General features: G+C 48.2%; 25 protein-coding genes and 1 pseudogene. 11 read left to right on the plus strand and 15 right to left on the minus strand.

The genetic code is table 11. From position 1 onward, the window contains the following. Window positions 1-504: 504 nt before the first annotated feature. Together BUB06_RS18195 and BUB06_RS18200 are read right to left on the minus strand one after the other, a co-directional pair. A complete protein-coding gene (locus tag BUB06_RS18195) occupies window positions 505-1,374 on the minus strand; it encodes a hypothetical protein (RefSeq protein ID WP_039475583.1) in 870 nt (289 codons plus the stop codon). Between the two features lie 136 nt (window positions 1,375-1,510). Continuing rightward, window positions 1,511-1,954: a hypothetical protein gene (locus tag BUB06_RS18200; RefSeq protein ID WP_153266400.1), complete on the minus strand. Its 444-nt coding sequence runs from the start codon at window positions 1,952-1,954 to the stop codon at window positions 1,511-1,513. A 1-nt stretch (window position 1,955) separates the two neighbouring features. Here BUB06_RS18200 and BUB06_RS18205 point away from each other — a divergent pair. Both BUB06_RS18205 and BUB06_RS18210 read left to right on the plus strand, forming a co-directional pair. After that, window positions 1,956-2,747 (plus strand): annotated as a pseudogene (locus BUB06_RS18205) (tyrosine-type recombinase/integrase); the annotation flags it as partial. 146 nt (window positions 2,748-2,893) lie between these two features. Further along, the gene (locus BUB06_RS18210) at window positions 2,894-3,085 is read left to right on the plus strand and encodes a hypothetical protein (RefSeq protein ID WP_039475581.1); all 192 of its coding nucleotides are present in this window, start codon (window positions 2,894-2,896) and stop codon (window positions 3,083-3,085) included. A 30-nt stretch (window positions 3,086-3,115) separates the two neighbouring features. Here BUB06_RS18210 and BUB06_RS18215 read toward each other — a convergent pair whose 3' ends face one another. The 5 genes from BUB06_RS18215 to BUB06_RS18235 all read right to left on the minus strand — a co-directional run bounded on the left by BUB06_RS18215 (window position 3,116) and on the right by BUB06_RS18235 (window position 6,295). Further along, window positions 3,116-3,475, minus strand: a complete 360-nt coding sequence (locus BUB06_RS18215) for an ankyrin repeat domain-containing protein (RefSeq protein WP_039475580.1) — start codon at window positions 3,473-3,475, stop codon at window positions 3,116-3,118. A gap of 301 nt (window positions 3,476-3,776) precedes the next feature. Next, on the minus strand, window positions 3,777-4,253 hold the full coding sequence (locus tag BUB06_RS18220; RefSeq protein ID WP_072013043.1) for a GyrI-like domain-containing protein: 477 nt from the start codon (window positions 4,251-4,253) through the stop codon (window positions 3,777-3,779). A gap of 142 nt (window positions 4,254-4,395) precedes the next feature. Next, the gene (locus BUB06_RS18225) at window positions 4,396-5,118 is read right to left on the minus strand and encodes an alpha/beta fold hydrolase (protein ID WP_039475578.1); all 723 of its coding nucleotides are present in this window, start codon (window positions 5,116-5,118) and stop codon (window positions 4,396-4,398) included. Between the two features lie 244 nt (window positions 5,119-5,362). After that, window positions 5,363-5,692, minus strand: coding sequence for a DHCW motif cupin fold protein (locus BUB06_RS18230; protein ID WP_010294841.1), 330 nt, complete (start codon window positions 5,690-5,692; stop codon window positions 5,363-5,365). A 66-nt stretch (window positions 5,693-5,758) separates the two neighbouring features. Further along, window positions 5,759-6,295 (minus strand): rhodanese family protein, encoded by a 537-nt coding sequence (locus BUB06_RS18235; protein ID WP_039475577.1) that lies wholly within the window; start codon window positions 6,293-6,295, stop codon window positions 5,759-5,761. Between the two features lie 404 nt (window positions 6,296-6,699). On the opposite strand from BUB06_RS18235, the gene BUB06_RS18240 reads away from it, so the two are divergent. Continuing rightward, window positions 6,700-8,100 (plus strand): EmmdR/YeeO family multidrug/toxin efflux MATE transporter, encoded by a 1,401-nt coding sequence (locus BUB06_RS18240; RefSeq protein ID WP_010294847.1) that lies wholly within the window; start codon window positions 6,700-6,702, stop codon window positions 8,098-8,100. A gap of 43 nt (window positions 8,101-8,143) precedes the next feature. On the opposite strand, the gene BUB06_RS18245 is transcribed toward BUB06_RS18240, so the two are convergent. Further along, window positions 8,144-9,313: an MFS transporter gene (locus tag BUB06_RS18245; RefSeq protein WP_039475574.1), complete on the minus strand. Its 1,170-nt coding sequence runs from the start codon at window positions 9,311-9,313 to the stop codon at window positions 8,144-8,146. A 285-nt stretch (window positions 9,314-9,598) separates the two neighbouring features. Then, the gene (gene ompX / locus BUB06_RS18250) at window positions 9,599-10,114 is read right to left on the minus strand and encodes an outer membrane protein OmpX (protein WP_010294853.1); all 516 of its coding nucleotides are present in this window, start codon (window positions 10,112-10,114) and stop codon (window positions 9,599-9,601) included. Between the two features lie 376 nt (window positions 10,115-10,490). On the opposite strand from ompX, the gene rhtA reads away from it, so the two are divergent. Beyond that, entirely contained in the window at window positions 10,491-11,378 is an 888-nt protein-coding gene (gene rhtA, locus BUB06_RS18255) for a threonine/homoserine exporter RhtA (protein ID WP_039475572.1), read from the plus strand. On the opposite strand, the gene BUB06_RS18260 is transcribed toward rhtA, so the two are convergent. Continuing rightward, window positions 11,366-11,917, minus strand: a complete 552-nt coding sequence (locus BUB06_RS18260) for a P-loop NTPase family protein (RefSeq protein ID WP_039475570.1) — start codon at window positions 11,915-11,917, stop codon at window positions 11,366-11,368. The two genes, rhtA and BUB06_RS18260, sit on opposite strands and share 13 nt — an antisense overlap. A gap of 358 nt (window positions 11,918-12,275) precedes the next feature. Between BUB06_RS18260 and dps the strand changes: the two genes are divergently transcribed. From dps to glnQ, 4 genes are all read left to right on the plus strand, one after another. Then, entirely contained in the window at window positions 12,276-12,779 is a 504-nt protein-coding gene (dps, locus tag BUB06_RS18265; RefSeq protein WP_039475567.1) for a DNA starvation/stationary phase protection protein Dps, read from the plus strand. Between the two features lie 390 nt (window positions 12,780-13,169). Beyond that, complete coding sequence (gene glnH, locus BUB06_RS18270) at window positions 13,170-13,916, plus strand: glutamine ABC transporter substrate-binding protein GlnH (protein WP_039357536.1); 747 nt, start codon at window positions 13,170-13,172, stop codon at window positions 13,914-13,916. 26 nt (window positions 13,917-13,942) lie between these two features. Continuing rightward, window positions 13,943-14,602 (plus strand): glutamine ABC transporter permease GlnP, encoded by a 660-nt coding sequence (glnP, locus tag BUB06_RS18275; RefSeq protein ID WP_010294864.1) that lies wholly within the window; start codon window positions 13,943-13,945, stop codon window positions 14,600-14,602. After that, window positions 14,599-15,321, plus strand: a complete 723-nt coding sequence (glnQ, locus tag BUB06_RS18280) for a glutamine ABC transporter ATP-binding protein GlnQ (protein ID WP_014914973.1) — start codon at window positions 14,599-14,601, stop codon at window positions 15,319-15,321. Before glnP ends, glnQ begins: the two co-directional genes overlap by 4 nt. Before the next feature lie 51 nt (window positions 15,322-15,372). Here the strand turns inward: glnQ and BUB06_RS18285 are convergent, their stop codons facing one another. The 3 genes from BUB06_RS18285 to BUB06_RS18295 form a co-directional block, all read right to left on the minus strand. After that, window positions 15,373-17,241: a M3 family metallopeptidase gene (locus BUB06_RS18285; RefSeq protein WP_039475563.1), complete on the minus strand. Its 1,869-nt coding sequence runs from the start codon at window positions 17,239-17,241 to the stop codon at window positions 15,373-15,375. Window positions 17,242-17,326: 85 nt separating this feature from the next. Further along, a complete protein-coding gene (gene ybiB / locus BUB06_RS18290; RefSeq protein ID WP_039475561.1) occupies window positions 17,327-18,295 on the minus strand; it encodes a DNA-binding protein YbiB in 969 nt (322 codons plus the stop codon). A gap of 109 nt (window positions 18,296-18,404) precedes the next feature. Then, complete coding sequence (locus tag BUB06_RS18295) at window positions 18,405-18,980, minus strand: recombinase family protein (protein WP_039475558.1); 576 nt, start codon at window positions 18,978-18,980, stop codon at window positions 18,405-18,407. 72 nt (window positions 18,981-19,052) lie between these two features. On the opposite strand from BUB06_RS18295, the gene BUB06_RS22290 reads away from it, so the two are divergent. The 3 genes from BUB06_RS22290 to BUB06_RS18305 all read left to right on the plus strand — a co-directional run bounded on the left by BUB06_RS22290 (window position 19,053) and on the right by BUB06_RS18305 (window position 20,816). Continuing rightward, window positions 19,053-19,433 carry a hypothetical protein gene (locus BUB06_RS22290; protein ID WP_236737959.1) on the plus strand — a complete coding sequence of 127 codons (381 nt, stop codon included), beginning with the start codon at window positions 19,053-19,055 and terminating at the stop codon, window positions 19,431-19,433. A 137-nt stretch (window positions 19,434-19,570) separates the two neighbouring features. Next, complete coding sequence (locus tag BUB06_RS22295) at window positions 19,571-20,290, plus strand: hypothetical protein (protein WP_051982150.1); 720 nt, start codon at window positions 19,571-19,573, stop codon at window positions 20,288-20,290. 1 nt (window position 20,291) lies between these two features. After that, entirely contained in the window at window positions 20,292-20,816 is a 525-nt protein-coding gene (locus BUB06_RS18305) for a tail fiber assembly protein (protein WP_139294553.1), read from the plus strand. 1 nt (window position 20,817) lies between these two features. Here the strand turns inward: BUB06_RS18305 and BUB06_RS18310 are convergent, their stop codons facing one another. Further along, window positions 20,818-21,438, minus strand: a complete 621-nt coding sequence (locus BUB06_RS18310) for a tail fiber assembly protein (protein ID WP_039476502.1) — start codon at window positions 21,436-21,438, stop codon at window positions 20,818-20,820. Next, a complete protein-coding gene (locus BUB06_RS18315) occupies window positions 21,438-23,486 on the minus strand; it encodes a phage tail protein (RefSeq protein WP_072886163.1) in 2,049 nt (682 codons plus the stop codon). The genes BUB06_RS18310 and BUB06_RS18315 overlap by 1 nt, the downstream gene beginning before the upstream one ends. Window positions 23,487-23,488: the final 2 nt, after the last annotated feature.

The raw sequence follows: 23,488 nt of genomic DNA on the forward strand, positions 1-23,488 counted from the left end.
GCCCTGATTTTCCGTATTGCCTTAGAGGTACTTTACCTAATCAAGTGAAGATAACTTACAGTGTTTATCATTAGAAAATGGTAAACGCTGGCAATAAAAAACCGCACGGAGGCGGTTTGGGTATTTATTTAATAGCGAGTGAACCAGTCGGGGCACTCAGTTCCATCTCTCAAGTTTTCAAGAATAAAAAACAGAAATCATGGATGGCTACCTCAGCAGTCATGCTTTCTGGAATCCTTTCGCTCGCATAAATTGCATCCTGAACCACGCTATAAACACCAGTGGCGCTGTAAATGTGGGACCGCTTACCGCTTGGATCTTGTCGAACCATATTAGTGTAGTTGCTCAACACCACTGTCTGAACACCCCATAAAAATAGCTCTTATTTTGTCATAAAACCTCTGGTTCTTTAATACTCAGGAGTTAATTTAGTGGTTTTATAGCGAAAAACCACTTGAGGTTTGTCATTATCACAGGCACTCAGTGAATGCCTGCTGTAATGCCTTATTTGATGGCTGAGTTATTGATAGTTTTAATCGCAGTGCCATCCTGCTGTTTAATGATATTTACTTGAACATTTTCAGCGGTGTTAGTTGCCAGAACGTTCATATCTATTTCACCATCGCCGTTGAAGTCACTTTGCACAGATATAGCAACAGGCTCCAGTGAGTTGTCAAACGAGAATGGAATATAGCTAACTGCGCTGTCATTTCTGATCAATTTAATTCCAATTGCCCCAGTAGTCGTATTCTGATAAAGATTGAATACCTTTCCGTTCAACGAATCAGTGTCATAGTATTTATAGCTAGCATCAGACGGGGAGATCGCCGTTGATACTAAAGCATCAATATCTGCGCCAAATGTACCAGGAATCGTGCTACCCATTTTACCTGTATCCACGACTTTCACGTAAGGGTACAACTGTCCATCTTCGACCTGACCATCTAGGTTAAATCCAACCCAAGAGCCTTTATTGCTCGTTGCCGAGGTGGAAATTTTCAATTTCGTCCAGCTATCCAAATCTGAAGAAACATATACATCGAACTTTTCATATGTACGACTTTCAAATACATACAGCTCGTTGTAATGCGTACCATCCGACTTTAGTGGTGTATCCATTTCAATAATGACATTGCCCCCCTGCCCAAGAGACAAGAAATTATATGGTGTCGTGGAAGTGTTGGGGTCATCCGGTGATCCTAATATTTTATCAGTCACAGCGCCAACACCCGACGCTCCGTTTCCAGGGTTGTACTCAACAACACGTTTAGCAAAACCTGTTGTAATCTCCGGAAATTGCTTATATGGGGGGTAAGTGTCAGCAAATGCCAGCACTGATACAAACGAGAGTGCGATAACTAATAATCTTTTCATTTACTTTCCTTAAGTATGGTAAATATTTATTGTGTACCTCGGCTTAACTCTGTTTCTCGTATCCCCGCAAGTTGTCTGTTTGCTTTGTCAATCACCGTCAAGAGCGAATCAATCCAATAAACGGCCTGCCCATACGTCAGTCTGCATTCGGTGGCAGCGGTACTAACACTGGCTGCGTCAACTCCGCCGGTAGCGAAACGCATTGTGCTGGCACGTAGATTGTCCGCATATAGTCGAACAACCGTTCAGCAACATCATCAGGTGCGCACTGGCGACTAACTGGGTTACGTTTAATAATTGTCCTGTAAACAAGCTGCTTTTCATTTGAATTCACTTTAATATTTATGCCGTACTGGTTGGCTTGACGGGCAATTTCGTTGAAACGTTGAAATTCCAGAGACTGACCTGCAATGATCGCCTGCTGCACCGTGCTGATATCGTCAGACTGCTGACGGCCTAACTCGGCAGCATCCCAGAGTAGCCCCTGAATGTACCAGCCGATCGCAATACCAGCGCCAAGCCTGCTATTTTCCAGCTCGACAATATGCTCATAACTGAACGCGCTCACGAACCCAGTCACATACATCCAGCATTACCACGCAGAGGCATCAGCGAACGTTCAAAACCGGAAGGTCAGCTTTCTCAAAAAACTGTTCAGCTACACTGTCGATGAATCGTTAATGTTCGATAACCCAGCATCTCGTAAGAAAATGCGCCGTGTTGATGGTAAAAAACGCCGACGCCTCTCATTTGAGGATTTTCAGCGTATCAGGGCTTCTGCACCGGACTGGTTACGAACGGCCATGGATCTGGCCTTACAAACAACACAGGCACGGCTGGAAGTTTCCCGCATTAAATACTCAATAAAGGAACCCAAAGAAGGTGTTTGTGGCTGCCTATGGCACCAGGTGCCAGAAAACGGCATATATGGAATGCTCTACATCCATCGACAAAAAATTCATAAAAAGGAAGCCTCACACATTGCTATACCGATTGGGAGCGAGATTAAGCGCATCATTGATGACAGCCGAAACAGAATCGCCAGTCCGTATGTCGTACACCGATTACCAGAGAAAAATAGCAACCCAATCAGTCAGGAAATTAATCACACGACGCAGGCTAGCCCAAACTATTTGAGTCGTGCCTTTTCTGAACTGCGTAACACTGTTGGAGTTGCGTCTGAATATCCACCAGCAGAGCGCCCAACATTTCACGAGATACGTGCACTGGCCGCATTTATGTTTGAACAACAGGGAATAGATCCGCAGGCACGCCTGGCGCATAGCGATGCCAAATCCACGAAAATTTATACTCAAAATCATCTGGATTGGGTCACGGTACCGCACGCAGAAATCAAAGCAGGCTGGTGGTAAAACGGCGCGTAAGCTATTGATGTATATGATGCGGATTTTGCAGAAAACGTACTGTTTGTATATACATACAAAACAACGTTCAGACCAGTACTGGCGCGAAAGGATTTCACAGGGGGAATCACCCGTCATAAAATCAGGGATGAAAAATGGAAACTATTAACTATAACGGAACGACAATCTGTGTTTTAGACGACCACGACATGTTGACCGACTGCCCTGTTGGAACATACGCAGTGATAGAAGACTCGGGATTTTATGTCGCTGTACGCGTCGGCGAAACTGACGCGCCAGCAATTCATATCGATCCGGTGCCAACGCTTGAAGATGCAGATATCTAGCGCAGCCTTAAGTGATGTTTATTTGCGACGTTACGGTCTTATCTCCTTACCGCCATTTTTTATTAGGATGTCCGCTATATCCTGATTGCCGTTAGCTATAGTTCTCACCAAGGGGCTGTATCCGTCACTATCAATAGCGTTAACATCCGCTCCTTTTTTCAGAAGAAAAGAGGCAATCTCTTTGTTGCCAATCATCCCCGCTAAATGCAACGGAGTGAACCCAGCGCCAGTCCTTGAATTGATTAACTCAGGATTCTTGTTGATTAATTGGATCGCTTCTTTGTTTGATGTTTTTGACCAAATTAAATCAGACAACCCTTGGTCTGCAGCCAAAGCATAAGCGGAAAAAGAAAATAAAATAGCAACAACAAACGATAAAACCGATTTCATACACACTCCAGTGTTACATCCATCCATAAGTAGAGCACAAATGATACAGCGTTATGTTGCTGATAGTTAGCTGTGGTTTTAACCAAGAGAAAAAGAAGTGCCATCGCGTGAATAAAAACCCGCACTGATGGCTAACACTGATCGGTTAAGCAAAACGATCGGTTGAACGATCCGGCGGGTACCGTATGAAAAATTATACGCTCCAGATTCTGCGAGCTTCTATACACAAGAATTTACCGCCATAAATGGAGAATCATAAAACCCAGCAGCAATTATCAGGAAAATCAGCGTCACATCACTCTCACGGCGCATTCGCCGCTTCAACAGACTGCCATATTTCAATTTCCCAGTTACCGTTGCTTCCATCGCACAAATAGCTTTCATAGCATATCTCGCCAGCAGGTCGGTACCCTTCGGCATGGATAGCTTTATAAAAATCATCCCATGCTTTCGCAAAGTCACCATTCTCAACGATGGTATGTGTCACGGCATAAAGCCCACCGGGAATGATTTCCCTACGAATTCCCGAACCTTCTGGCAATGTTGGCGGCATCTCTTTGCACGTAATCGCCACATCGGCCCGTAATTTATCCGCTTCAACGTTGTCAGGGTCATCCCAGTAAAATGCCAGAGATTTATCGATGGAAAGATGGTGTTCCCTTGCCCACGAGAGTATCTCATCAAATCCCTGCGGTATTTTCTCGTAATAGGGGCCAACAACCCGAAGACTCAGCACTTCCATCGGTTCTGCAAGTTCAACTCTGATAGACACGTTCATGCTCTCCTGTATAGATAATGTTCAATACACAATTAACCAGATCAACTGTAGTGTTATTAGACGATATCCACAACAGGTTTCAAAAACGAGCGACTTGCCGTCGATAGTCGAATTTAACAGGGTAAATATTTACCTTTCCCCGTTACGCTTTCAGCAGGAATTCACTCAACTTTTCAACCTGAGAGAAGAAAGGTTCATGCCCTGCATCAAGGGTGTAAATGGTGCCGACATTCGCTTTTTCAGCCATTTGCTGCTGAAGTTTGGGAGAGATAGCCAGGTCTTTCGTGCAAACAATGTAAGCCTTTGGCAAATTGAGGAATCCTTCCGTCAATGTGACGGTTTCCATCAGAGGCTGGATGGGTTGCGGTTTAAATTGTGCAAGAAGGGTATCAACATCGCTTTCTGTGTAATCATTGAGGAACGTAGGCGCAATTTTTTCAGGAACCAGAGCCAAAACACCTTTATCAAGGAGAGGCTGCGCAACGGGCCCTTCCGTCCCCAGCTTCTGGCTTTGTTCGCCCAGAATAGCTACAGACTCGCCGTTTTGCGGGAGGATGGCGCAGACATAGATGAGTTTTTCAAACAGCTCTGGTGCAAGCGACGCAGCGAGCGTGATAGCCGCGCCCCCCATGCTGTGGCCAACCAGAGTCACTTTACCCTGAGCGGACAGTAAGCTGGCAGCATCAATAATCTTACGGGCATAGACATCGAGCGACACCGTAGCCACTGGTGTCTGATCGTCACCACTTCCTGGAAGATCAATGGCTTTTACTGTATGACCCTCAGCGGTTAGCTTCGGTTGTATTTTGTTCCAGACCCATGCGCCCTGCCATGCTCCGTGTACCAGCAAAAAATTTTTAGACATTTTTCCCCGCCTTAAATAGGTATTAAGTAGATCTATTAAGAACCAGAGTAATGTCAAAAAACAGACACAGTTAATACCGATAAAGCCATAACAGTGACTCTCTGCATAAAACCAACACAGAAAAATGATTTGAGCCAGATGGTGGCCTTTGTTGTAGACGGCAAATTGTTATGGAATCAGATCATAGTGAGATTAACTAAATCAAGGGCTACTCTCTCCGTCATTTCGAGTTAGCCCCCTGGCATCAATCGACAACGAACAGCTTAGCGCCGGTCTCGGTGTAGGAACGGTGGGCTTCCGCGTTATCCGCAACCTGATAGCTCATTCCCGGTTTAAGGACAAAAACACGACCATCATCTAATTCCGTATGAAGTTCACCTTCGAGGCACAGCAGAATATGCCCTTTTGAGCACCAGTGATCGGCCAGATAGCCTGGCGTGTACTCAACAATACGAACCCGAATATTATCAAAACGCTGTGTTCGCCAGTAGGCAATCCCCGTTTCCCCCCGATGTTCGGTGGGTTCTATTTGCGACCAGTCAGTCGTACCAAACGGAATGTTTTTCATGTCCATATTACTGCCCCTATTCTTTAACGTTATCGGTTAACACTCCGCTTACCGGCAAGCCATCCCGGCACATCAGCGTTTGGCGGTACGGTTCCACGGCATTTTCATCAACAGCCTTGCCATGCCACAAAAACCCGTCACACCAGCAAACAGCAACCCTGCCCCAACAAAACCGGAGAGCAGGAAGAAAGCGCTGTTTACGCTGTAGCCCAGTAATATACCACCCAGAATCAGTACGCCAGCGGCGATTTGAACCTGCCGCATGAGTTCAATCGGCTGTTTACGATTCACTTCCGTCGGAAATCCTGCCTTTTTCCATGCGGCCATTCCCCCTTCCAGAAGCAATACCGTTGCGGGTGAAACCGCCTGCGCCAGCAAGTCAGCATTCTGTTCCGAGCGCATGCCAGACAAACAATGGAAAATCACAACCTTTCCTTCCCTCTCAGCAGCAGGAAGAACATACCCGACAGAGGAATTCAGTGGGTGCAATTTTGCCTGTGCGATGTGCTCGCGGGCGTATTCTTCTGGCTGGCGAATATCAATGAGTACCGCCCCTTCATCTAACAATTTGCGAGCCTGGGCGGGTGAGATAGAAACGGGTGTTGGCATGATCGTGATCCTCTTTTGAGCCGTTGAAACTCGTCATAATGCACTCGTTAAACACGGCATTCCGTCGGCAAGGAAGGTGATATCGCCGATTGTCCGCGTCTCACCTTTAGTTTAGAAAAATCTAATTAAGTAAAATCTAAATTAAATAATGGACACACGCAACAACTTTCCACACGGGGAAAGCAATCCAGACTGGACATCGATTTAGCGGCTGATACTCTGTAAACAGAAACGCTATTTTAAAAACAACCATGCCTCCGCGATCGCACAAAATGGGTCAGCAACGGTATGGATAAGTCACTGTATGCATAAGTGCCGTGCAAAAATAATGCTATTTACGAGCCACCTTGTGGCTCCGTTTACCGTGCCGACTGGGAAACTTGAGATACCGCCAAGATCGTTTCATGAAAAAATTAAAAGACACAGACTGGTATAAAAAGCGTTACTCCAACCGCGTTCTCTTCTGGAGAGAAATCTCACCGCTAGCCTTCCCGATCTTTATTGAAGGCCTTTGCGTCGTGTTGATGGGAGTTTTCAGCACCTTCCTGGTCAGTTGGCTAGGGAAAGAGGCTATGGCAGCCGTCGGTCTGGCTGATAGCTTCAATATGGTCATCATCGCGTTCTTTACCGCCGTAGCATTAGGGACCGCCGTTGTTGTCGCGTTCAGCCTGGGACAGCGCAACAGAAAGCAGGCACGATCGGCCGCTCGTCAGTCAATGTCACTACTGGTTCTGTCATCGTTTCTGTTGGTCGCGCTGGTTGAATTCGCCGGCTCAGCGATTATCGATCTGATCGCAGGACAAGCCGACGTACAGGTTAAAGCCCTTGCCCTCACGTTCCTTCGCTGGACGGTGTGGGGATATCCGGCTGTCGCCATCGCGCTGGTAGGCTGTGGCGCGTTACGGGGCGCGGGCAATACCAAGTTGCCTATGGTCATCAACATTGGGATGAACATCCTCAATATTGCCATCAGTAGCCTGCTGATTTACGGTGCATTTTCCTGGGATGGCCTTGGTTTTGTTGGCGCGGGCATTGGTATTACCATTTCGCGCTATATCGGCGCAGTATTCGTGATTCTGACGCTGATGCACGGTTTTAACGGTGCGCTGCGTATTCCCTTCAAGTCTTACTTTGCGCCTTTTACCCTGTCGATCCTCTATGAAGTGCTCAGTATCGGTATTCCCGCCAGCATTGAATCCGTGATGTTTAACATCGGCAAACTCATCACACAGCGTTTTGTGGCAGATATGGGGACCGAGGTCATTGCCGGAAACTTTATTGCTTTCTCCATCTCAACGCTGATCAACCTTCCCGGTAATTCACTCGGTGCTGCAGCCACGATTATCGTTGGCACACGACTGGGGAAAGGCCAGATCATGCAGTCCACCCGCCAGTTGAAGCATATCTTCTGGCTGTCCAATATCGGTCTATGCGTACTTGCCGTCCTGTCGGTGCCGAGTGCCAGCTTTTTGGCGTCGTTTTACACCAATGAGCCGGAAGTGATTGAAGTGGCAAAACATCTCCTGTGGCTCAACGCACTATTTATGCCCATCTGGGCAGCATCTTGGGTACTCCCCGCAGGTCTTAAAGGCGCGAAAGACGCCAGTTATACCATGTGGGTGGCAATGGCGGGGATGTGGGGATGTCGGGTCATCGCGGGATATATCCTCGGCGTGATGCTCGGTTTTGGCGTGATCGGTGTGTGGATGGGGATGTTCTTTGACTGGATTGTTCGCGGGTTCTTCTATTACCGTCGCCTGATGAGCGGGCGCTGGCTATGGCGCTATCGTCCACCGACAAATTAATGATAGCGAGCGGGTTTCCGCTCGCTTATAACACCACAAACGGCTAGCGATTCGGGCTCTTCACCGGAGTAAAACGGGTCGCCATGATAATCAACACGACCACACCGACGGCCATAATCATCCAGGCCTGCTCCAGACCCGCCGTATGCTGGCGTATAAAACCAGCCAGCAAAGGCATCAGGCTCGCTAGGATGTAACCGCCGCCCTGCACAAAGCCCATCAGTGAACCGGTCTTATGTGATTCGGTCACCTGATCCAACGCCACGATGAGCGATAGCGGGAACAGCGCACCAATACCAACGCCCAGCATGATAATGATGGGATACGTGAACGTCAGTGGAGCCACAATCAACCCAATCATCCCCACCAGCATCACGCTCAGGATAGGAAGCAGCAGTTTACGTCGATCGGGAAAACGGTTGATAAACGTGGACACCAACAGGCCAGAAATCACTTCTGTCAGTGTTAATCCGCCCAACATCAGGCCGCTTTGCGTCGCATCTAACCCCAGTTGAATGTAATACGGCGGCAACCATGCCAGCACCAGCGTATACGCGCCCGTACCAATACCGAAGAACACCATCAGCAGCCAGTCCATTCCGCTTCGGCGCGTTGCTACGACGGCCGCCGCATCCTGTTTCGCGGTATACGCTTTAGGGATACACCGCCAGGCCACCGCAGCCACCAGCGCCACAATTCCCCAGCAGGCCAGCGCACTTTGCCAGCCCCACGCATTTGCCAGCGGAGAAACCGATGAAGCCGCAAACGCCGCGCCGGTCATAATCGCCGTGGTATAAAAACCCATGAGGAGGCTGCTGTGGCGACCAAAATGGAGCTTGATGAACGACGGCACCAGCGCCTGAATCAGGGCAATCCCGATTCCAGCAAGTGCGGCACTAACCAGCAGCGCAATACCGCTATTTAGCCACCAGCGAGCACTACACGCTAAAGCAATCACCACGATGCCCAGCGTGATCCCCCGATATTCACCGAGACGTGCCTGTAACTGACCACCATATAACGCACACCATCCCATAGCGAACACCGGGAGCGTGGTTAACATCCCCGCCATGCTGTCATCCAGACCCGTTGCAGCCTGAATCTGATTCAGCAGCGGACCAATCCCCGCCAGAACAGGACGTAAATTCAGCCCCAACAGGATAATCGTGAAGAACAGAAAAGCCCGCGTGCGGGCTGTTGATGTCACTACCATGTATAACCTCAATAGCTTGAGCAAACCACTACGACTTGATGAACATTATCTTCACATAAAGAATCTTAACGTCAAGATAAAATCTTATGACAGACCGATACCGCATGCATTTGATCAACGCTACAAGAACGACGGGATATCGACTGACGGGAAAGTGACTGGATAAATGACTGGAGAAACTCGTCGCTGATTTAGCGCCATAAAAAATCCGCCCTGAAAAGAGCGGATTCTTCCGACACATCTAACAACCAACGCTGAGGGTAAGTAAACCCTGCAGGGGTTAGATTAGAAGCGGTAACCTACGCCAACAGCCCAGGCACCAACATCAACACTGCGGATACGGCTTTGTTCGTAACCCACATCCAGAGCAACGTCCTGCATTGGGTTGAACTGAACACCCGCACCGTAGGTGAAGCCATAATCGTCGTTGCTGCTGTTGTTCTGGCCGTTGGTAGCGTTGTTCGTTACTTTACCATGGCTGAAACCAACAACGCCGTACAGGCTTGCCCAGTCATTCAGACGGTAAGCTGGACCAGCAGTAAAGCCCATGTATTGGCCTTTATTGTAGTCGCTGCCATCGCTACCATTTTTTTCCAGGTAGGTGAATGAGCTAATAACGCCCAGTGGGTTATTATCTTGCTCGTAACGATATTTCAGGTTAAAGCCTTTAACTTTATTTTGTACGCCCTGAGCATCACCTTGAGCATAGCCTGCAGTTACAGTACTTTGACCAGCAAATGCAGAACCTGCGCCAACGGCTAATACACAAGCCAGAGCGGAAAGACACGCGATTTTTTTCATATTTACAGCCTCAAATTCATTTTATGAAAGACTAACTAACGGAGTAAATATAACAAAGAAATTCGGAACTTGCCGCCCTATAAATATTTATCAATTAGACTTTAGATGTAACAAATATTGTCAAAATCAACCTATCACGCTAATTACATTGAATTTTTTATTGTGACAGTTAGATTAAAAATAAATTCACTACACAGCAGTAAAACAGATAATTCCGAATTCCCCGCTCAGTTTGTATGCTAATGGTATTGCGCAAAAACACGCCAGTTAAATGATGCGTAAATAAAGGTCAATAAAAGTCAATTCATACCAGACAAATTGTTTACAATTGGATATAATAGCAACGGAATGTTATACCTGTTTTAAGGCCAAAAGAATGACCTTATTTTCCCATCGCTCGCCATCATTTTTACCTGTATTGCTCATCATTATCTCGATGCTTTCTATCCAAAGTGGTGCCGCTCTGGCCAAAAGCCTGTTTCCGCTCATTGGAGCCACTGGCGTCACAGCACTGCGTCTGGGAATTGGTACGATCATTCTGTGCATCATCTTCAAGCCGTGGCGGATGCGATTTAGCAGTAACCGCCTGCCGCTGCTGGTGTATGGCATGACACTAGGTGGGATGAACTTTCTGTTTTACCTCTCATTACAAACGGTGCCGCTCGGCATTGCTGTCGCACTGGAATTCACCGGCCCGCTTGCCGTTGCTATGTTAGCCTCACGTAGACCGATTGATTTTCTATGGGTTTTTCTGGCCGTTGCTGGGCTATGGTTCTTATTGCCGCTGGGCCACAATATCGGCAATGTTGACTTAACGGGTGCGGCTTGCGCCGTGGGTGCTGGTGCCTGTTGGGCGCTCTATATCCTGTTTGGGCAAAAAGCGGGAGCAAATCATGGGCCGGGAACCGTCGCTATCGGCTCCTGCATTGCCGCGCTGATTTTCTGCCCTATTGGTGCGTATTACGCCGAAAGCACGCTGTTTTCGCTCTCTATACTCCCGCTCGGTATTGCCGTCGCCATCCTGTCCACCGCGCTTCCTTATTCTCTGGAAATGGTGGCATTGACCCGTCTGCCCGCCAGAACGTTCAGCACGCTGATGAGTATGGAACCCGCTATTGCGGCCCTCTCCGGGATTCTTTTTCTTGGCGAACATTTATCGTTTATTCAGTGGATGGCGCTGATCTTTATTATCATCGCATCAATCGGCGCAACGCTGACAATAAAACCTGCAGGTGGAGCCAAAGTAACGACTCAAGCCGAATGAGTGTGTATTTCCTTGGGAACGTGTTGCAGAAAAGCTTCACATTCCCGAGGAGATCGCAAAGTAATAAAACGGATATGGCGATAGCGAGGATCGGCTAAATCCGCCAAATACCGTTTCCGGTTTCTTGAATAGGTTTTTATTGTCCAGAGGATAATTGAATCCCGACTAAGGAAACTGCGGAGAAAAGACTCTTTATTACCCGTGCCGCTCCAGAGCTCCTCTTTGCGCCATGCACGAAGATAGGCGCGCCGTACCGCCTGAAAAAGCGTGCGGGTAAAGCTGTAATCGACCCAAATCACGACATCAACATTGCGCCATTTGATCTCACGGGTTCGATTATAGTTGCCATCCAGCACCCAGTTGTCAGGTTCCAGCGCGCTTTCAAGCCGTTGAAAAAAATCGGCATCCGCCCGTCCTTGCCAGTCTTTGAGCCAAAAAAGCGCATCCATTTCAATGTACGGTATAGCCAGCTTTTCCGACAAACAGCGAGCAAGCGTCGATTTGCCACTTCCACTGGTGCCAATAATATTCACTCTCATTCACCACGACTCCTTTTACTCGCACACGCTATATTTTAAGAAGAAAACGATACATTTTAAGAGGGAAACGACGCTGTCATTCTATTTAAGCAATAGCGGATAATAATCATTTTTATCTAACCAATGATGATATTTATCAATATATGACATGATGTTTCAATGGAAATTGAATATTACACTTACATCACCGCAGCCACATTATTGGTATCAGATAAATCCTGACTACAAATACCCACACCATTGTTATGCTATAGCTATCCATTTGATAGGTGATTCTTTTCAATATTAATTTTTATCACTGCTATAATTAATCACATTGAACAGCAAGACTATCAATAATTAAAGAGAGGATACTATTATGCCTACCGCTAAACTCGTGAAATCAGTACCGTCCGAACTGCTTTACACTCGTAATGATTTGGATGATAGCGTTAAGACCTCGACGATCGCGCTGTTAAACCAACTGGTTGTTGATTTCATCGACCTGTCATTGATTACCAAACAGGCGCACTGGAACATGCGCGGTGCAAATTTTATCGCCGTTCATGAAATGCTGGATGGCTTCCGCACCTCGATTATTGACCATCAGGATACCATAGCTGAGCGCGTGGTGCAGATAGGCGGCGTTGCGCTGGGTACTGTGCAAGTCGTGGGTAAACAAACCTCACTGAAAAGCTACCCAACCAATATCCATAGCGTTCAGGATCATCTGAAAGCACTGGCCGAACGCTATGCGATTGTTGCCAACAACGTACGCAAAGCCATTGGTAAAACGGAAGATGAGGCCTCTGCGGACATCCTGACTGCCGCATCACGCGATCTGGATCAGTTCCTGTGGTTCATTGAATCAAACATCGAATAGTCGGCGTTATCACCCCGTGAACGCGTTCAAGGCTGCTTAGGCAGCCTTTTTGCTGCCAGTATCCCGACTCAAGCCGCCCTCTTTTCTGGCATAACCCGCACAAACCACGCATTTTATCCGTTAAGACGCTCAAAAAATTAGCTTTTGCCCGTATTAATTGGCCATAACGCTAATCAACGGTTGTTTCCCTTCTGTAAATCAGTTAATCATAGCAGCGCCTTGCCTGAGCGAATCGGAGGTGAAAATTTCACCGCTAGCAAGGCAATAAATAAAGCAACAGGTTAAGCACAGCGCAGGGTAACTGACTCAGGTTTCACTTTCGTACGATGTACTATGCTTAAAACGCCTGTAAAACAAAAAGCTCCCACAACTGCTAATAGGAAGGGTTTGATGAAATCACTACTTAAGGCCTCTTTGGCTGCACTGACGCTGATGATGAGCGTATCTAGCTATGCTGCTGAAAAAGAACTGATTGTCGCTACAGACACCGCTTTCGTCCCTTTTGAATTCAAACAAGGCGACAAGTACGTCGGTTTTGACATCGACCTCTGGGATGCCATCGCTAAACAGCTCAACCTGAAGTACACCCTGAAGCCAATGGACTTCGGCGGCATTATTCCTGCACTGCAAACACGTAACATCGATCTGGCACTCGCAGGCATTACGATTACCGAAGAGCGCAAAAAAGCAATCGATTTCTCTGATGGCTATTACAACAGCGGCCTGCTGGTGATGGTCAAAGCAGACAACAACGACATCAAGGGCGAGCAGGATTTGGCAGGTAAAGTGCTTGCGGTGAAGAGCGGCACGGGTTCCGTTGATTACGCGAAAGCCAATATCAAAACCAAAGATCTGCGCCAGTTCCCGAACATCGACAACGCCTACATGGAACTGGGCACCAACCGTGCTGACGCCGTGCTGCACGATACGCCAAATATCCTCTACTTCATCAAAACCGCAGGCAACGGCCAATTTAAAGCGGTAGGTGATTCCATTAAAGCCCAGCAATACGGCATCGCGTTCCCGAAAGGCAGCAACGATCTGCGTGAAAAAGTGAATGGCGCCCTGAAAACACTGCGTGAAAACGGCACTTATGCTGAGATCTACAAGAAGTGGTTTGGCGTAGAACCTAAGTAATTGCCGATTTAATCTGGAGATATTCCATGCAGTTTGATTGGAGCGCCATTTGGCCTTCTCTGCCCCTCCTGATGGAAGGGGCAAAAATGACGTTGTTGATTTCTGTTCTGGGTCTGCTTGGCGGCCTGGTGATTGGCGTAGTCGCGGGTTTTGCCCGCGCCTACGGCGGCTGGTTTTCCAGCCGCATTTCGCTCGTTTTTATTGAAATTATTCGCGGCACCCCGATTGTTGTGCAGGTGATGTTTATTTACTTCGCCTTGCCGATGATTTTCACATCCGTACGAATCGACCCTTTTGCCGCCGCCGTCGTCACCATCATGATTAACTCTGGTGCTTACATCGCGGAAATCACCCGTGGTTCGGTATTGTCGATTCATAACGGCTTCCGTGAAGCAGGTCTGGCGCTTGGGCTGTCTCGCAGCGCGACGTTACGCCATGTGATTGCCCCACTCGCCCTGCGCCGCATGCTGCCGCCGCTGGGTAACCAGTGGATTATCAGCATCAAAGATACGTCACTGTTTATTGTTATCGGCGTGGCTGAACTCACGCGTTCAGGCCAGGAAATCATCGCGGGCAACTTCCGTGCGCTGGAAATCTGGACTGCGGTTGCCATTATTTACCTGTGCATCACGCTGATCCTCAGCTTTATTCTGCGTCGTCTGGAAAGAAGACTTAAGATTATATGATTGAATTTAAAAACGTATCCAAACACTTTGGCAAGACACAGGTCTTACACAATATCGATCTCACCATCGGTCAGGGTGAAGTTGTGGTCATCATCGGGCCTTCGGGTTCGGGTAAATCCACGCTGCTGCGCTGCATCAACAAGCTGGAAGAAATTACCAGCGGTGAATTGGTTGTTGATGGCCTTAAAGTGAACGATCCGCGCGTTGACGAGCGTTTAATCCGTCAGGAAGCCGGGATGGTATTCCAGCAGTTTTACCTGTTCCCGCATCTTACCGCGCTGGAAAACGTCGCGTTCGGCCCTATTCGGGTACGCGGCGCGAGTAAAGCCGATGCCGAGAAGCTGGCGCTGGAATTGCTGGCGAAAGTGGGCCTGTCAGAACGCGCGCATCATTACCCTTCCGAGCTTTCCGGCGGTCAACAGCAGCGTGTGGCCATCGCCCGCGCTTTAGCAGTTAAACCGAAACTGATGCTGTTTGATGAGCCGACATCGGCACTCGACCCGGAACTGCGCCATGAAGTGCTGACCGTCATGAAAGATCTGGCCGAAGAAGGCATGACGATGGTGATCGTCACTCACGAAGTGGGCTTTGCCCATAAAGTAGCTTCGCGTCTGATCTTTATTGATAAAGGCCGCATCGCAGAAGATGGCGACCCGGAAACGCTGATTACGAATCCACCCAGCGATCGTCTGCGTGAATTCCTGCAACACGTATCTTGATCAACAAGGGGGCTTTCGCCCCCTTTCTCTTACTCGCAATGTCAGCGAACGTTATGCCTGCGAACGCGGATATTCTCGTTCAATAAACGCCGCAAAATCCTGACACATCTTCTCGTCGCTCTGTTCATTATCCGCTAGCACGCGACTGCCATCGACCACGCGAATACGTGCGCCCAGATCGAAATCCGCAGCAGGCTGAGGACGACACGTTGCCTGAGCCATGGTGCTTTCCGCCTGTTGCCAGGCTTCATCGACCGTTAGATTACAGGCCTGCGCTAGATAAGCAGGATTGAAGCCCTCACCGGTCAGGCTACGCAGCGTATCGTCATGACTTACGCTATTGCCTGGATGCCAATAGTGTTGTGCCAAATCAGGGCCGATAGCCGGGTTATCCGTCAGGTAGCCGTCACGCTGCAGGAAATAGCTGCGCGTCTGCTCCACCGCCATCAAAGCCAGCAGGTATCCCTGATAAGAACACGCCGACTCCATGGACAGAAGATGAGGGATCGCCAACGTCGGGCGCGGGCTACCGCTAATGCCCAAAATACGCTGCTCGGTGTCACGCGCCAGTTTCGTCATCGCCTCAGGCGTACGCGCTTCGTCGTCCCACGAATAGAGCTGCCACTCAAAATACGGCACCAGCAGGATGTGTCGCTCACTAAAGGCTCGCATTGGCTGCTGCGTGCTGATATCCGCACGGATCAATTCATCGGGAATCGTCTCTCCCTGCGCATTCTTTGCATAGCGTTTTAGCCAGTCGGCATCACCCAGCAGGCTGTCGCAGAACATGGATTGCGTTTCCGCATAAGCCATTGAGGTTGGAGGGAATTCCTGTGAAAAACAGGGTGCATTCTGCCGGATATTGGCAAAATGCGCGGCGTGCCCACCTTCATGGAACAGCGTATTAATGCCGCTGGCACCGCTGCCAATCTGATCCGGTTTTGCCAAACTGGTGAAATTAATCCGTGCAGGAACCCATTTTCCTTCCTGCACAAACGGCGGCACCGGGCCATGCATAAAGCCGTTCTCGTATTTACCTTTGCGCACCAGCAAATCGAGCTGCATTTCTGCACCGTTAAACCCAATGCGCAAACGCTTAAAGCTGTTGATCCAACGCTCCAGCGACGCAGAGAAAGGGAAATAGGGATCGAGCTGGCGCGTCACATCGCCCGCGCTGGCATAGCGAATATTCCACGGTTGCAGAGCATCCTCGCCCTTTTCATCCGCCAGATTTTTCAGGCTACGGGCATTCGCTTCACGCGTTTGTTCTTCAAAAGGATCGAGGATGGCAAAAAGCTGCTCCGGCGTCATCCGCTCCGTCTTGTTGACCTTATAGTCAAAATAGTTGCGGTAGCCCATCTGACGGGCGAAGCGGTTACGCAATGAAATCAGCTCAGGGAAGCCATTCTGCAACAGCCACTGCTCAAGATCGCGCAGCGCCTGCTGGGAACTTTGGCGGTAGGCTTCGGTGTCATTGGTCGTCTGATTGGTCAGCAGCTCTCCGAGCGAAGCGGAAATCCGTTCCCCTTTGGCATCCAGATGCGTCATTTCATAGGATTTACGCTTAGCGTATAACGCACTTTCGGCGGTGATGATTTCATCCATCAGCGCCTGAGCCTGCGGATCTTCAATCACATTGCAGTCAAAAAACCGATACCAGCCTTGCAAACCGTGCGACAGCGCCTGCTGTTGCTCATCACGCGGGCTGTTTTCCAGTGTCGCAAGATGGGTTCTGAGTTCAGCCAGACGCTGCGGCTGCGAAATAAAGCGCTTATAGGCACTTTCTGCGGCGGAGAAACGCTCAGACACCTCATCGTTGCCTGTTCCCATATACAGTTGCCAAAACAGTTCTTCTTTCGCCTGATGAACCGCAAGATAGTCGCGATTCAAAGCGTTAAAATAGTCCGCTACCTGTTGCATGCTATTCCTTCTCTCTTCAAATGACAGCCGTCTGGCTGCGTGAAGTGGCGCGATAAACGCGTCCGAATCCGCTCCGGCAAACCGATCAGCCAAGGCGTTTTTTAATCGTGGCGACAGCCTGTTCCATTGTCGCCGCTTCACCGGCAGCAACTAAACAGCACGCCAGTTGCAGACGGATCGCCTGCGGTATGGCAATTTCACCCGTCAGGCACTGTACCGTCCAGCGCGCCGTGGTTACGGCATCCTTTGCAATCGGCAACGCATCAGGTGCAACACTGATATCCTGCCGAAGTTGCAGCACTTTGGTATTTTGCTGATGGATGAAATGAATTTCCGGGCAACGCTGCGGGTTGGCGTAAACCTCGCCCTCCGTACCGTGCATCAAAAGCGCACGCCCGTTGATGTCATTAAAAAATGTCCCCACGCGGGAAACATACTCAGGGTGGGAAACGCTGGCGACACGCAGCGCGTCGCTTTCACCAAACGGCGTCGCCACCTTAGCCAGCGTGTGGCTACTGTTACGCACGCCCATACGCCAGCGCAGCTGTAGCTGGCGATCGATAGCCGGACATAGCGTCGAAACTGGGATAAATACCGGACTGCCGTTATCAAGCTCCTGCTGAGCCTGCTCAGCACTTTCGGCAATCGTCACGCCAAGATTACGCAAAATCTCGGCGCTGGTAACACGGGTCGGATCCTCGCTGACGCCGTGAACCACGACCGGAAAACCCAGTTTTGCCAATAGCAGCGCCAGCAGCGGCGTCAGGTTTGCCTGCTTCCGCGCCCCGTTATAGCTAGGAACCACGATGGGCATAGGAAAGCCCGCCGGCGGCGTCAGGCGCAGTACATGCTCGTTCATCGCCTGATAAAAACCCAACATCTCGGCTTCCGATTCGCCTTTGATGCGAAACGCAATCAACAGCCCACCGAGCTCCAAATCCGGCACGTCACCACGCAGCATCGCGCTATACAGTTCATAAGCCGTTGCCTGATCGATATCACGCGCATGATTTTTCCCGCGCCCAACCTCTTTGATAATTTTGGTGTAATCCATGTTGGCCTCTCATTTGCGGCGACACAGTAAAGAACTTATCAATGAAAATAACATGTTTACCGAGTTTCTGGTCACTCTGGCGCAGAGGAAATTGCTATCGCGCGGCTTTTTAGCCAGCGCCAGGAGCGCCATCCTTACCCCGCGCGGGAAAGTACTTATAGATGGTTTTTTCTGACACGCCGACAATATTCGCCACCTGAAGGCGCGTAGCCCCCGTCGCTAACATCGCCTCGGCTCGACAAAGCACATCTTGCGTCATAAGCCGTTTACGCCCGCCGATGCGCCCCTGCAACCGAGCGGCATCGAGTCCAGCCCGCGTGCGTTCGATAATCAGTTCCCGTTCCATCTCCGCCAGTGCGCTCATCACATGAAAGAAGAAACGACCGGCGGGGGTAGAAGTATCAATACTATCTGTCAGGCTGCGAAAATGAATGCCTTTAGCCTGCAATGCAGATACCAACTCAATCAAATCACGCACGCTGCGCCCTAGCCTGTCCAGCTTCCATACCATCAGCGTATCGCCACGCCGCAACCGCCTGATCGCCTTTTTTAACCCTGGCCGCTGTGCATTCTTCCCACTGGCGGTATCCTCAAAAATCAGCTCACATTCTGCGCGAATCAGCGCTTTTTTCTGTAATTCCGTATTTTGATCGGTAGTAGACACGCGCGCATAGCCAATCAGCATTCGATAACCCAATGAAATCATTGATTGTATTTTTATTGCGAGGTTCTCGCAAACCTCGGTTTGGGGGAAACCGTGACTCTTGCTGCCGGGGCTTTGGAAAAAGCCAAGAATGGCGCGGATATTTCTGATAAAACTGCGTTTTACAACAATGTGACATTACGTGGCACGTTAGATGATGGTATGACCTTCGCCAGCTGCGATAAAGCGGGTGATTATGTTGTTGCGATAAACGATCCCAATACAGTTTCTGACATGCCTGTTTATAAAGGGCAGAAATTATACGGATATGGTGTGCTTCATGTTTTTCAGCACGGTAATTTCGTAGGACAAGAATATATTAATCATAGTGGGGATCACGCTTGGAGGCAGAAGTGGGATGATGGTATTAACTCACCTTGGGTTATTGCACTCAGTTCGTCACGCGTACCGACAGCCGCTGATGTGGGGCTATAACAAAAACGGATGCCGATAGTCATTATGTTCATCAGGGGTCATCAGGTGTTATCTATCAGGACAGCGACCTCGCATGGAATAGCCCTACCGGTGCGTATTTAAAAGATAACGGTACACACTCATCCCTAATTTGGCATATGGGGTTAAATACTGGTTCTGCATCAGCAGCTCAGTTTTATTTTGACTTTGCTAATGGCGGAATAAAATACCGAAGTTCTCGTGACCATCATGGTTTTGAAAAACCGTGGGCGCGTATTTATAGCGATCAGGATAAACCTACGGCTACTGATGTTGGTGCTGTGGCGAATGCTGTCGGCGCTATCGGCGCAAACCCATCCAGTACGGATGAATATTTATCTCAATTAGCTCAGCGACAAGAGATGGGGAGTAGAAGATTTGCTGACGGGGCTTGGAAAACACATATTTCCGTCCGTCACCTCGGCGGAACACCTGAAAACGGAGACTCCAATAATACGTTGTATGGGTTTGCTATTATTGACGAGAATTTGCAGGCAAATTCATATGATATATCGATATACAAGCAAAGCAATGGTACGTGGCTTAAGCCCGTGCAGATCTACCACTCAGGAAATAAACCTTCTGCATCTGACATTGGTGCATTGACGTTAACAGAAGCTGATGCACGTTATTTAGGTAAAAGCGGCGGTATTCAAGATGTTCGTTTAGGTGCTCTAAGTTCTGTTAATGCCTTCCGCGGCCCTGGTTTTGCAGATACTGCCGGGTATGTTATGACGGCAATAGTAAATCACAACCATGATGATTACATTGATACTTTGTCCCGCAGGCCATTTCAGAAATTGGTCAATGGTACATGGCTAACAGTAGAGGTTGAATGAAGTGAATAATTTTATAAAGTTTAAAAAATACACACCAAAAAATAAAAAGGAACTATTAAATTACAACGAAATATTTTTAATCAGTGATTCAGGAGATGACTGGTATGAGTGCCAAAATAGGTTTTCAAAAAACACAATCAAAGTGATGTATGATGAAAATAATGTTTTCCGCTCTTTATCAAAAGATGTATCTTCATTTTTCCCTATCGAAATGAGCGTAGCGGAATTAACCGATGTGCCTGATAAGGCTGATATTAATGGTGGGTGGATTTTTGATGGAAATTCAGTGATTCCACGTGTTTACACCCTAGCTGAAAACATCGAAAGGGCAGATGATAAAAAGAAATTACTGTTGAATCTCATTAACCAAGATGTTATCCCCTTACAGGATGCCGTAGATTTAGGTATTGCAAGTGAAGAAGAAGAAAACAAGTTAAATGCATGGAAAAAATATCGGGTGCTGCTGATGCGTCTTGATACATCAAAAGCCCCCGACGTTGAATGGCCTGAAGAACCTGTTAGTTAAATTATCCTAAGGACGGCGCATCAGGAAAAACAATTTCATCTGAATCAATATCAACTCGACTGAGCTGTAAGCGGTAAGTTTTCCACGCTTTCAGCTCATTTTTTTCTTCTTCCGTTGCCAGGTTTAGCTCAACGGCATCGCTGAGTACCTGAATGCGCTCACTTGCTTGGGATAATCTGGTATTAAGCTCCACTTTTTTATTTGCAACTAATACTTGATGTTGAGCTTCCAGATCGGTTACCCATTGTCCATCCACCCATTTATCAAATTCAGAGGTCGGTACCAATAAAGTCTGATTGGCTTGCAATTCGCCCATATCCGTAACCTTATGGGGTTGACGGGTTTCCGTATTATAAGCAGTCTGCCCACGGTAGTCAGATACGTGCTCCCACTGTTTTCCATCTGCACTGCGCCTTAGAGCCAAATCTGCCTGAGGAAGTTCTGGAACATCAATGTAACTACCAGCAGGCACACCTACACCGATAGGCAAATATTCATAATTCGCACTGATATACTCTCGACTTGTTGGATGAGTCTGATAAATAGTAATCCAACCCGCCTGAACGCTAAATCCTGATTCATTCATTTTTGCTGCTTTCACTTCAATAGAATAATTTTTCATTATGCTGCTCTCACTATGTAGTTAAATGTAATATTTCGCGGACGGTTCTCTGATGCGGTCGGTACAACACGCGATGCGTCAAACTTCATACGAGAAGGGCACGAATTACCTGCAGCGTCAGGTATGGCACCAACAGTAAATTCTTTGAATAATTCAAATGCGCCGTTTGATAGCAGACTCTCACCAAGGAATTGATAATTCACTGCTGTTGTCCAAATTTCACCTACGATGTTTCTGATAGCATCACCTTGAGTGCTTAGCAAAGTGCGTCCGGTATCAACACCTCTGCTATCATCCCATCCACGAATAAATTCACCACGGAGGTCTGGTAATATTCCTGCTGGATAAATTTGTGCTAATTTAGGGTAAATATTTTTATCAAATGTCTGCCCATTACATTTTAGCCAACCAGCTGGCGCTGTCGTTTGCGGCCATGGCATTGGCATACCAACAATCTCATTAAGTGATAATGCCCCAATATCATCAGCTGTTGGCTTATCCTGATCGCTATAAATACGTGCCCACGGCTTTTCAAAGCCGCTATTATCACGAGAACTTCGATATTTTATTCCACCATTAGCAAAGTCAAAATAAAACTGAGCTGCTGATGCAGAGCCAGTATTTAATCCCATATGCCAAATTAGTGATGAGTGTGTACCGTTATCTTTTAAATACGCACCGGTAGGGCTATTCCATGCTAGGTCGCTGTCCTGATAGATAACACCTGATGACCCCTGATGAACATAATGACTATCGGCATCCGCTCTTGTTATGGCACCCACATCAGCAGCAGTCGGTACGCGTGATGAACTGAGTGCAATAACCCAAGGCGTATTAATGCCACCATCCCATTTCTGCCTCCAAGCATAATCCCCACTATGATTGATATATTCTTGTCCTACGAAATTACCGTGCTGAAAAACATGAAGCACACCATATCCGTATAATTTCTGCCCTTTATAAACAGGCATGTCAGAAACTGTATTGGGATCGTTTATCGCAACAACATAATCACCCGCTTTATCGCAGCTGGCGAAGGTCATACCATCACCTAACGTGCCACGTAATGTCACATTGTTGTAAAACGCAGTTTTATCAGAAATATCCGCGCCATTCTTAGATTTTTCCAACGCCCCTGCGGCAAGATTAACTGTTTCAGTTAAACCGAGGTTTGCGGGAGTCAGCGCAATATTGGCCGTGCCATCAAACGGCACGCCGTTGATTGTCCGGGGTGTTGCAAGTTTTACCGCCGCCTGAGCGACTGCTTTCTCAGGTAACGCACCTACATCAGCCGCGGTAGGTTTGTTTTTCGTATTGTAATCACGTCGCCAACCAGGAGAATAATCAACACCGTTGTAGACATAAGTGAATTGAGCATTCGCTGAATCATTAAGCCCAGCTGGCGTTGTTGAAGGCGTAGTTACCCTGATTGTCGTGGCATCGTTTTGCCCCATAACCTCAACAACGGAGCCAGCCAGTGGTATCTGACCACACCCTGTATCAGAGATAATTTTATTGTGGGAATATGACCACGATCCACGACACACCCAATAGGCATGAACAAAGGCACCCTGACTTTCTAACCAGCCAATAAACTCAGCTGTTGTCCATAAACCGGCACTTCCTCCAATAGGGATCGAGGAACTGTATGCACGCGATGAACCAAGATTGCGGTTAAACAGTTCTCTATCCAGAATATCCGCCCCGTTTTGGTCTTTCGCCAATTTCGTTGCACTAACAGATTTCACAAACGCCGTCGTCGCCACCTGCTGGCTATTGCTGTCGGTCGCAGGTGTTGGCGCTTTCGGCGTGCCAGTGAACGTCGGATTATCCTTCGGCGCATATTGCGTATGCGGGTCAGCGGCGGCGGCGTGTGTCGCCAGATCGCTGCCCGTTTTTTCCTGCTCTTTTTTCAAATAGCGGGTACGATTGGCCAATTCTTTAGCCTGTCGGTTTGAAACACCATCCGGTCCACCCACGACCGGATCTGACGTTTCGATTTGGTAAATGCCGTCAACCCATTGCGGGTTCTCTGACAAATTCGCCATGT

It is taken from the genome of Pectobacterium carotovorum (assembly GCF_900129615.1).
Taxonomy (GTDB): domain Bacteria; phylum Pseudomonadota; class Gammaproteobacteria; order Enterobacterales; family Enterobacteriaceae; genus Pectobacterium; species Pectobacterium carotovorum.

Bases quoted from the DNA above. Each gene is read 5' to 3' on its own strand.
- BUB06_RS18195 (WP_039475583.1), bottom strand. From the start codon at position 1,374: ATGAAAAGATTATTAGTTATCGCACTCTCGTTTGTATCAGTGCTGGCA.
- BUB06_RS18210 (WP_039475581.1), top strand. From the start codon at position 2,894: ATGGAAACTATTAACTATAACGGAACGACAATCTGTGTTTTAGACGAC.
- BUB06_RS18215 (WP_039475580.1), bottom strand. From the start codon at position 3,475: ATGAAATCGGTTTTATCGTTTGTTGTTGCTATTTTATTTTCTTTTTCC.
- BUB06_RS18220 (WP_072013043.1), bottom strand. From the start codon at position 4,253: ATGAACGTGTCTATCAGAGTTGAACTTGCAGAACCGATGGAAGTGCTG.
- BUB06_RS18225 (WP_039475578.1), bottom strand. From the start codon at position 5,118: ATGTCTAAAAATTTTTTGCTGGTACACGGAGCATGGCAGGGCGCATGG.
- BUB06_RS18230 (WP_010294841.1), bottom strand. From the start codon at position 5,692: ATGGACATGAAAAACATTCCGTTTGGTACGACTGACTGGTCGCAAATA.
- BUB06_RS18235 (WP_039475577.1), bottom strand. From the start codon at position 6,295: ATGCCAACACCCGTTTCTATCTCACCCGCCCAGGCTCGCAAATTGTTA.
- BUB06_RS18240 (WP_010294847.1), top strand. From the start codon at position 6,700: ATGAAAAAATTAAAAGACACAGACTGGTATAAAAAGCGTTACTCCAAC.
- BUB06_RS18245 (WP_039475574.1), bottom strand. From the start codon at position 9,313: ATGGTAGTGACATCAACAGCCCGCACGCGGGCTTTTCTGTTCTTCACG.
- ompX (WP_010294853.1), bottom strand. From the start codon at position 10,114: ATGAAAAAAATCGCGTGTCTTTCCGCTCTGGCTTGTGTATTAGCCGTT.
- rhtA (WP_039475572.1), top strand. From the start codon at position 10,491: ATGACCTTATTTTCCCATCGCTCGCCATCATTTTTACCTGTATTGCTC.
- BUB06_RS18260 (WP_039475570.1), bottom strand. From the start codon at position 11,917: ATGAGAGTGAATATTATTGGCACCAGTGGAAGTGGCAAATCGACGCTT.
- dps (WP_039475567.1), top strand. From the start codon at position 12,276: ATGCCTACCGCTAAACTCGTGAAATCAGTACCGTCCGAACTGCTTTAC.
- glnH (WP_039357536.1), top strand. From the start codon at position 13,170: ATGAAATCACTACTTAAGGCCTCTTTGGCTGCACTGACGCTGATGATG.
- glnP (WP_010294864.1), top strand. From the start codon at position 13,943: ATGCAGTTTGATTGGAGCGCCATTTGGCCTTCTCTGCCCCTCCTGATG.
- glnQ (WP_014914973.1), top strand. From the start codon at position 14,599: ATGATTGAATTTAAAAACGTATCCAAACACTTTGGCAAGACACAGGTC.
- BUB06_RS18285 (WP_039475563.1), bottom strand. From the start codon at position 17,241: ATGCAACAGGTAGCGGACTATTTTAACGCTTTGAATCGCGACTATCTT.
- ybiB (WP_039475561.1), bottom strand. From the start codon at position 18,295: ATGGATTACACCAAAATTATCAAAGAGGTTGGGCGCGGGAAAAATCAT.
- BUB06_RS18295 (WP_039475558.1), bottom strand. From the start codon at position 18,980: ATGCTGATTGGCTATGCGCGCGTGTCTACTACCGATCAAAATACGGAA.
- BUB06_RS22295 (WP_051982150.1), top strand. From the start codon at position 19,571: ATGGGGTTAAATACTGGTTCTGCATCAGCAGCTCAGTTTTATTTTGAC.
- BUB06_RS18310 (WP_039476502.1), bottom strand. From the start codon at position 21,438: ATGAAAAATTATTCTATTGAAGTGAAAGCAGCAAAAATGAATGAATCA.
- BUB06_RS18315 (WP_072886163.1), bottom strand. From the start codon at position 23,486: ATGGCGAATTTGTCAGAGAACCCGCAATGGGTTGACGGCATTTACCAA.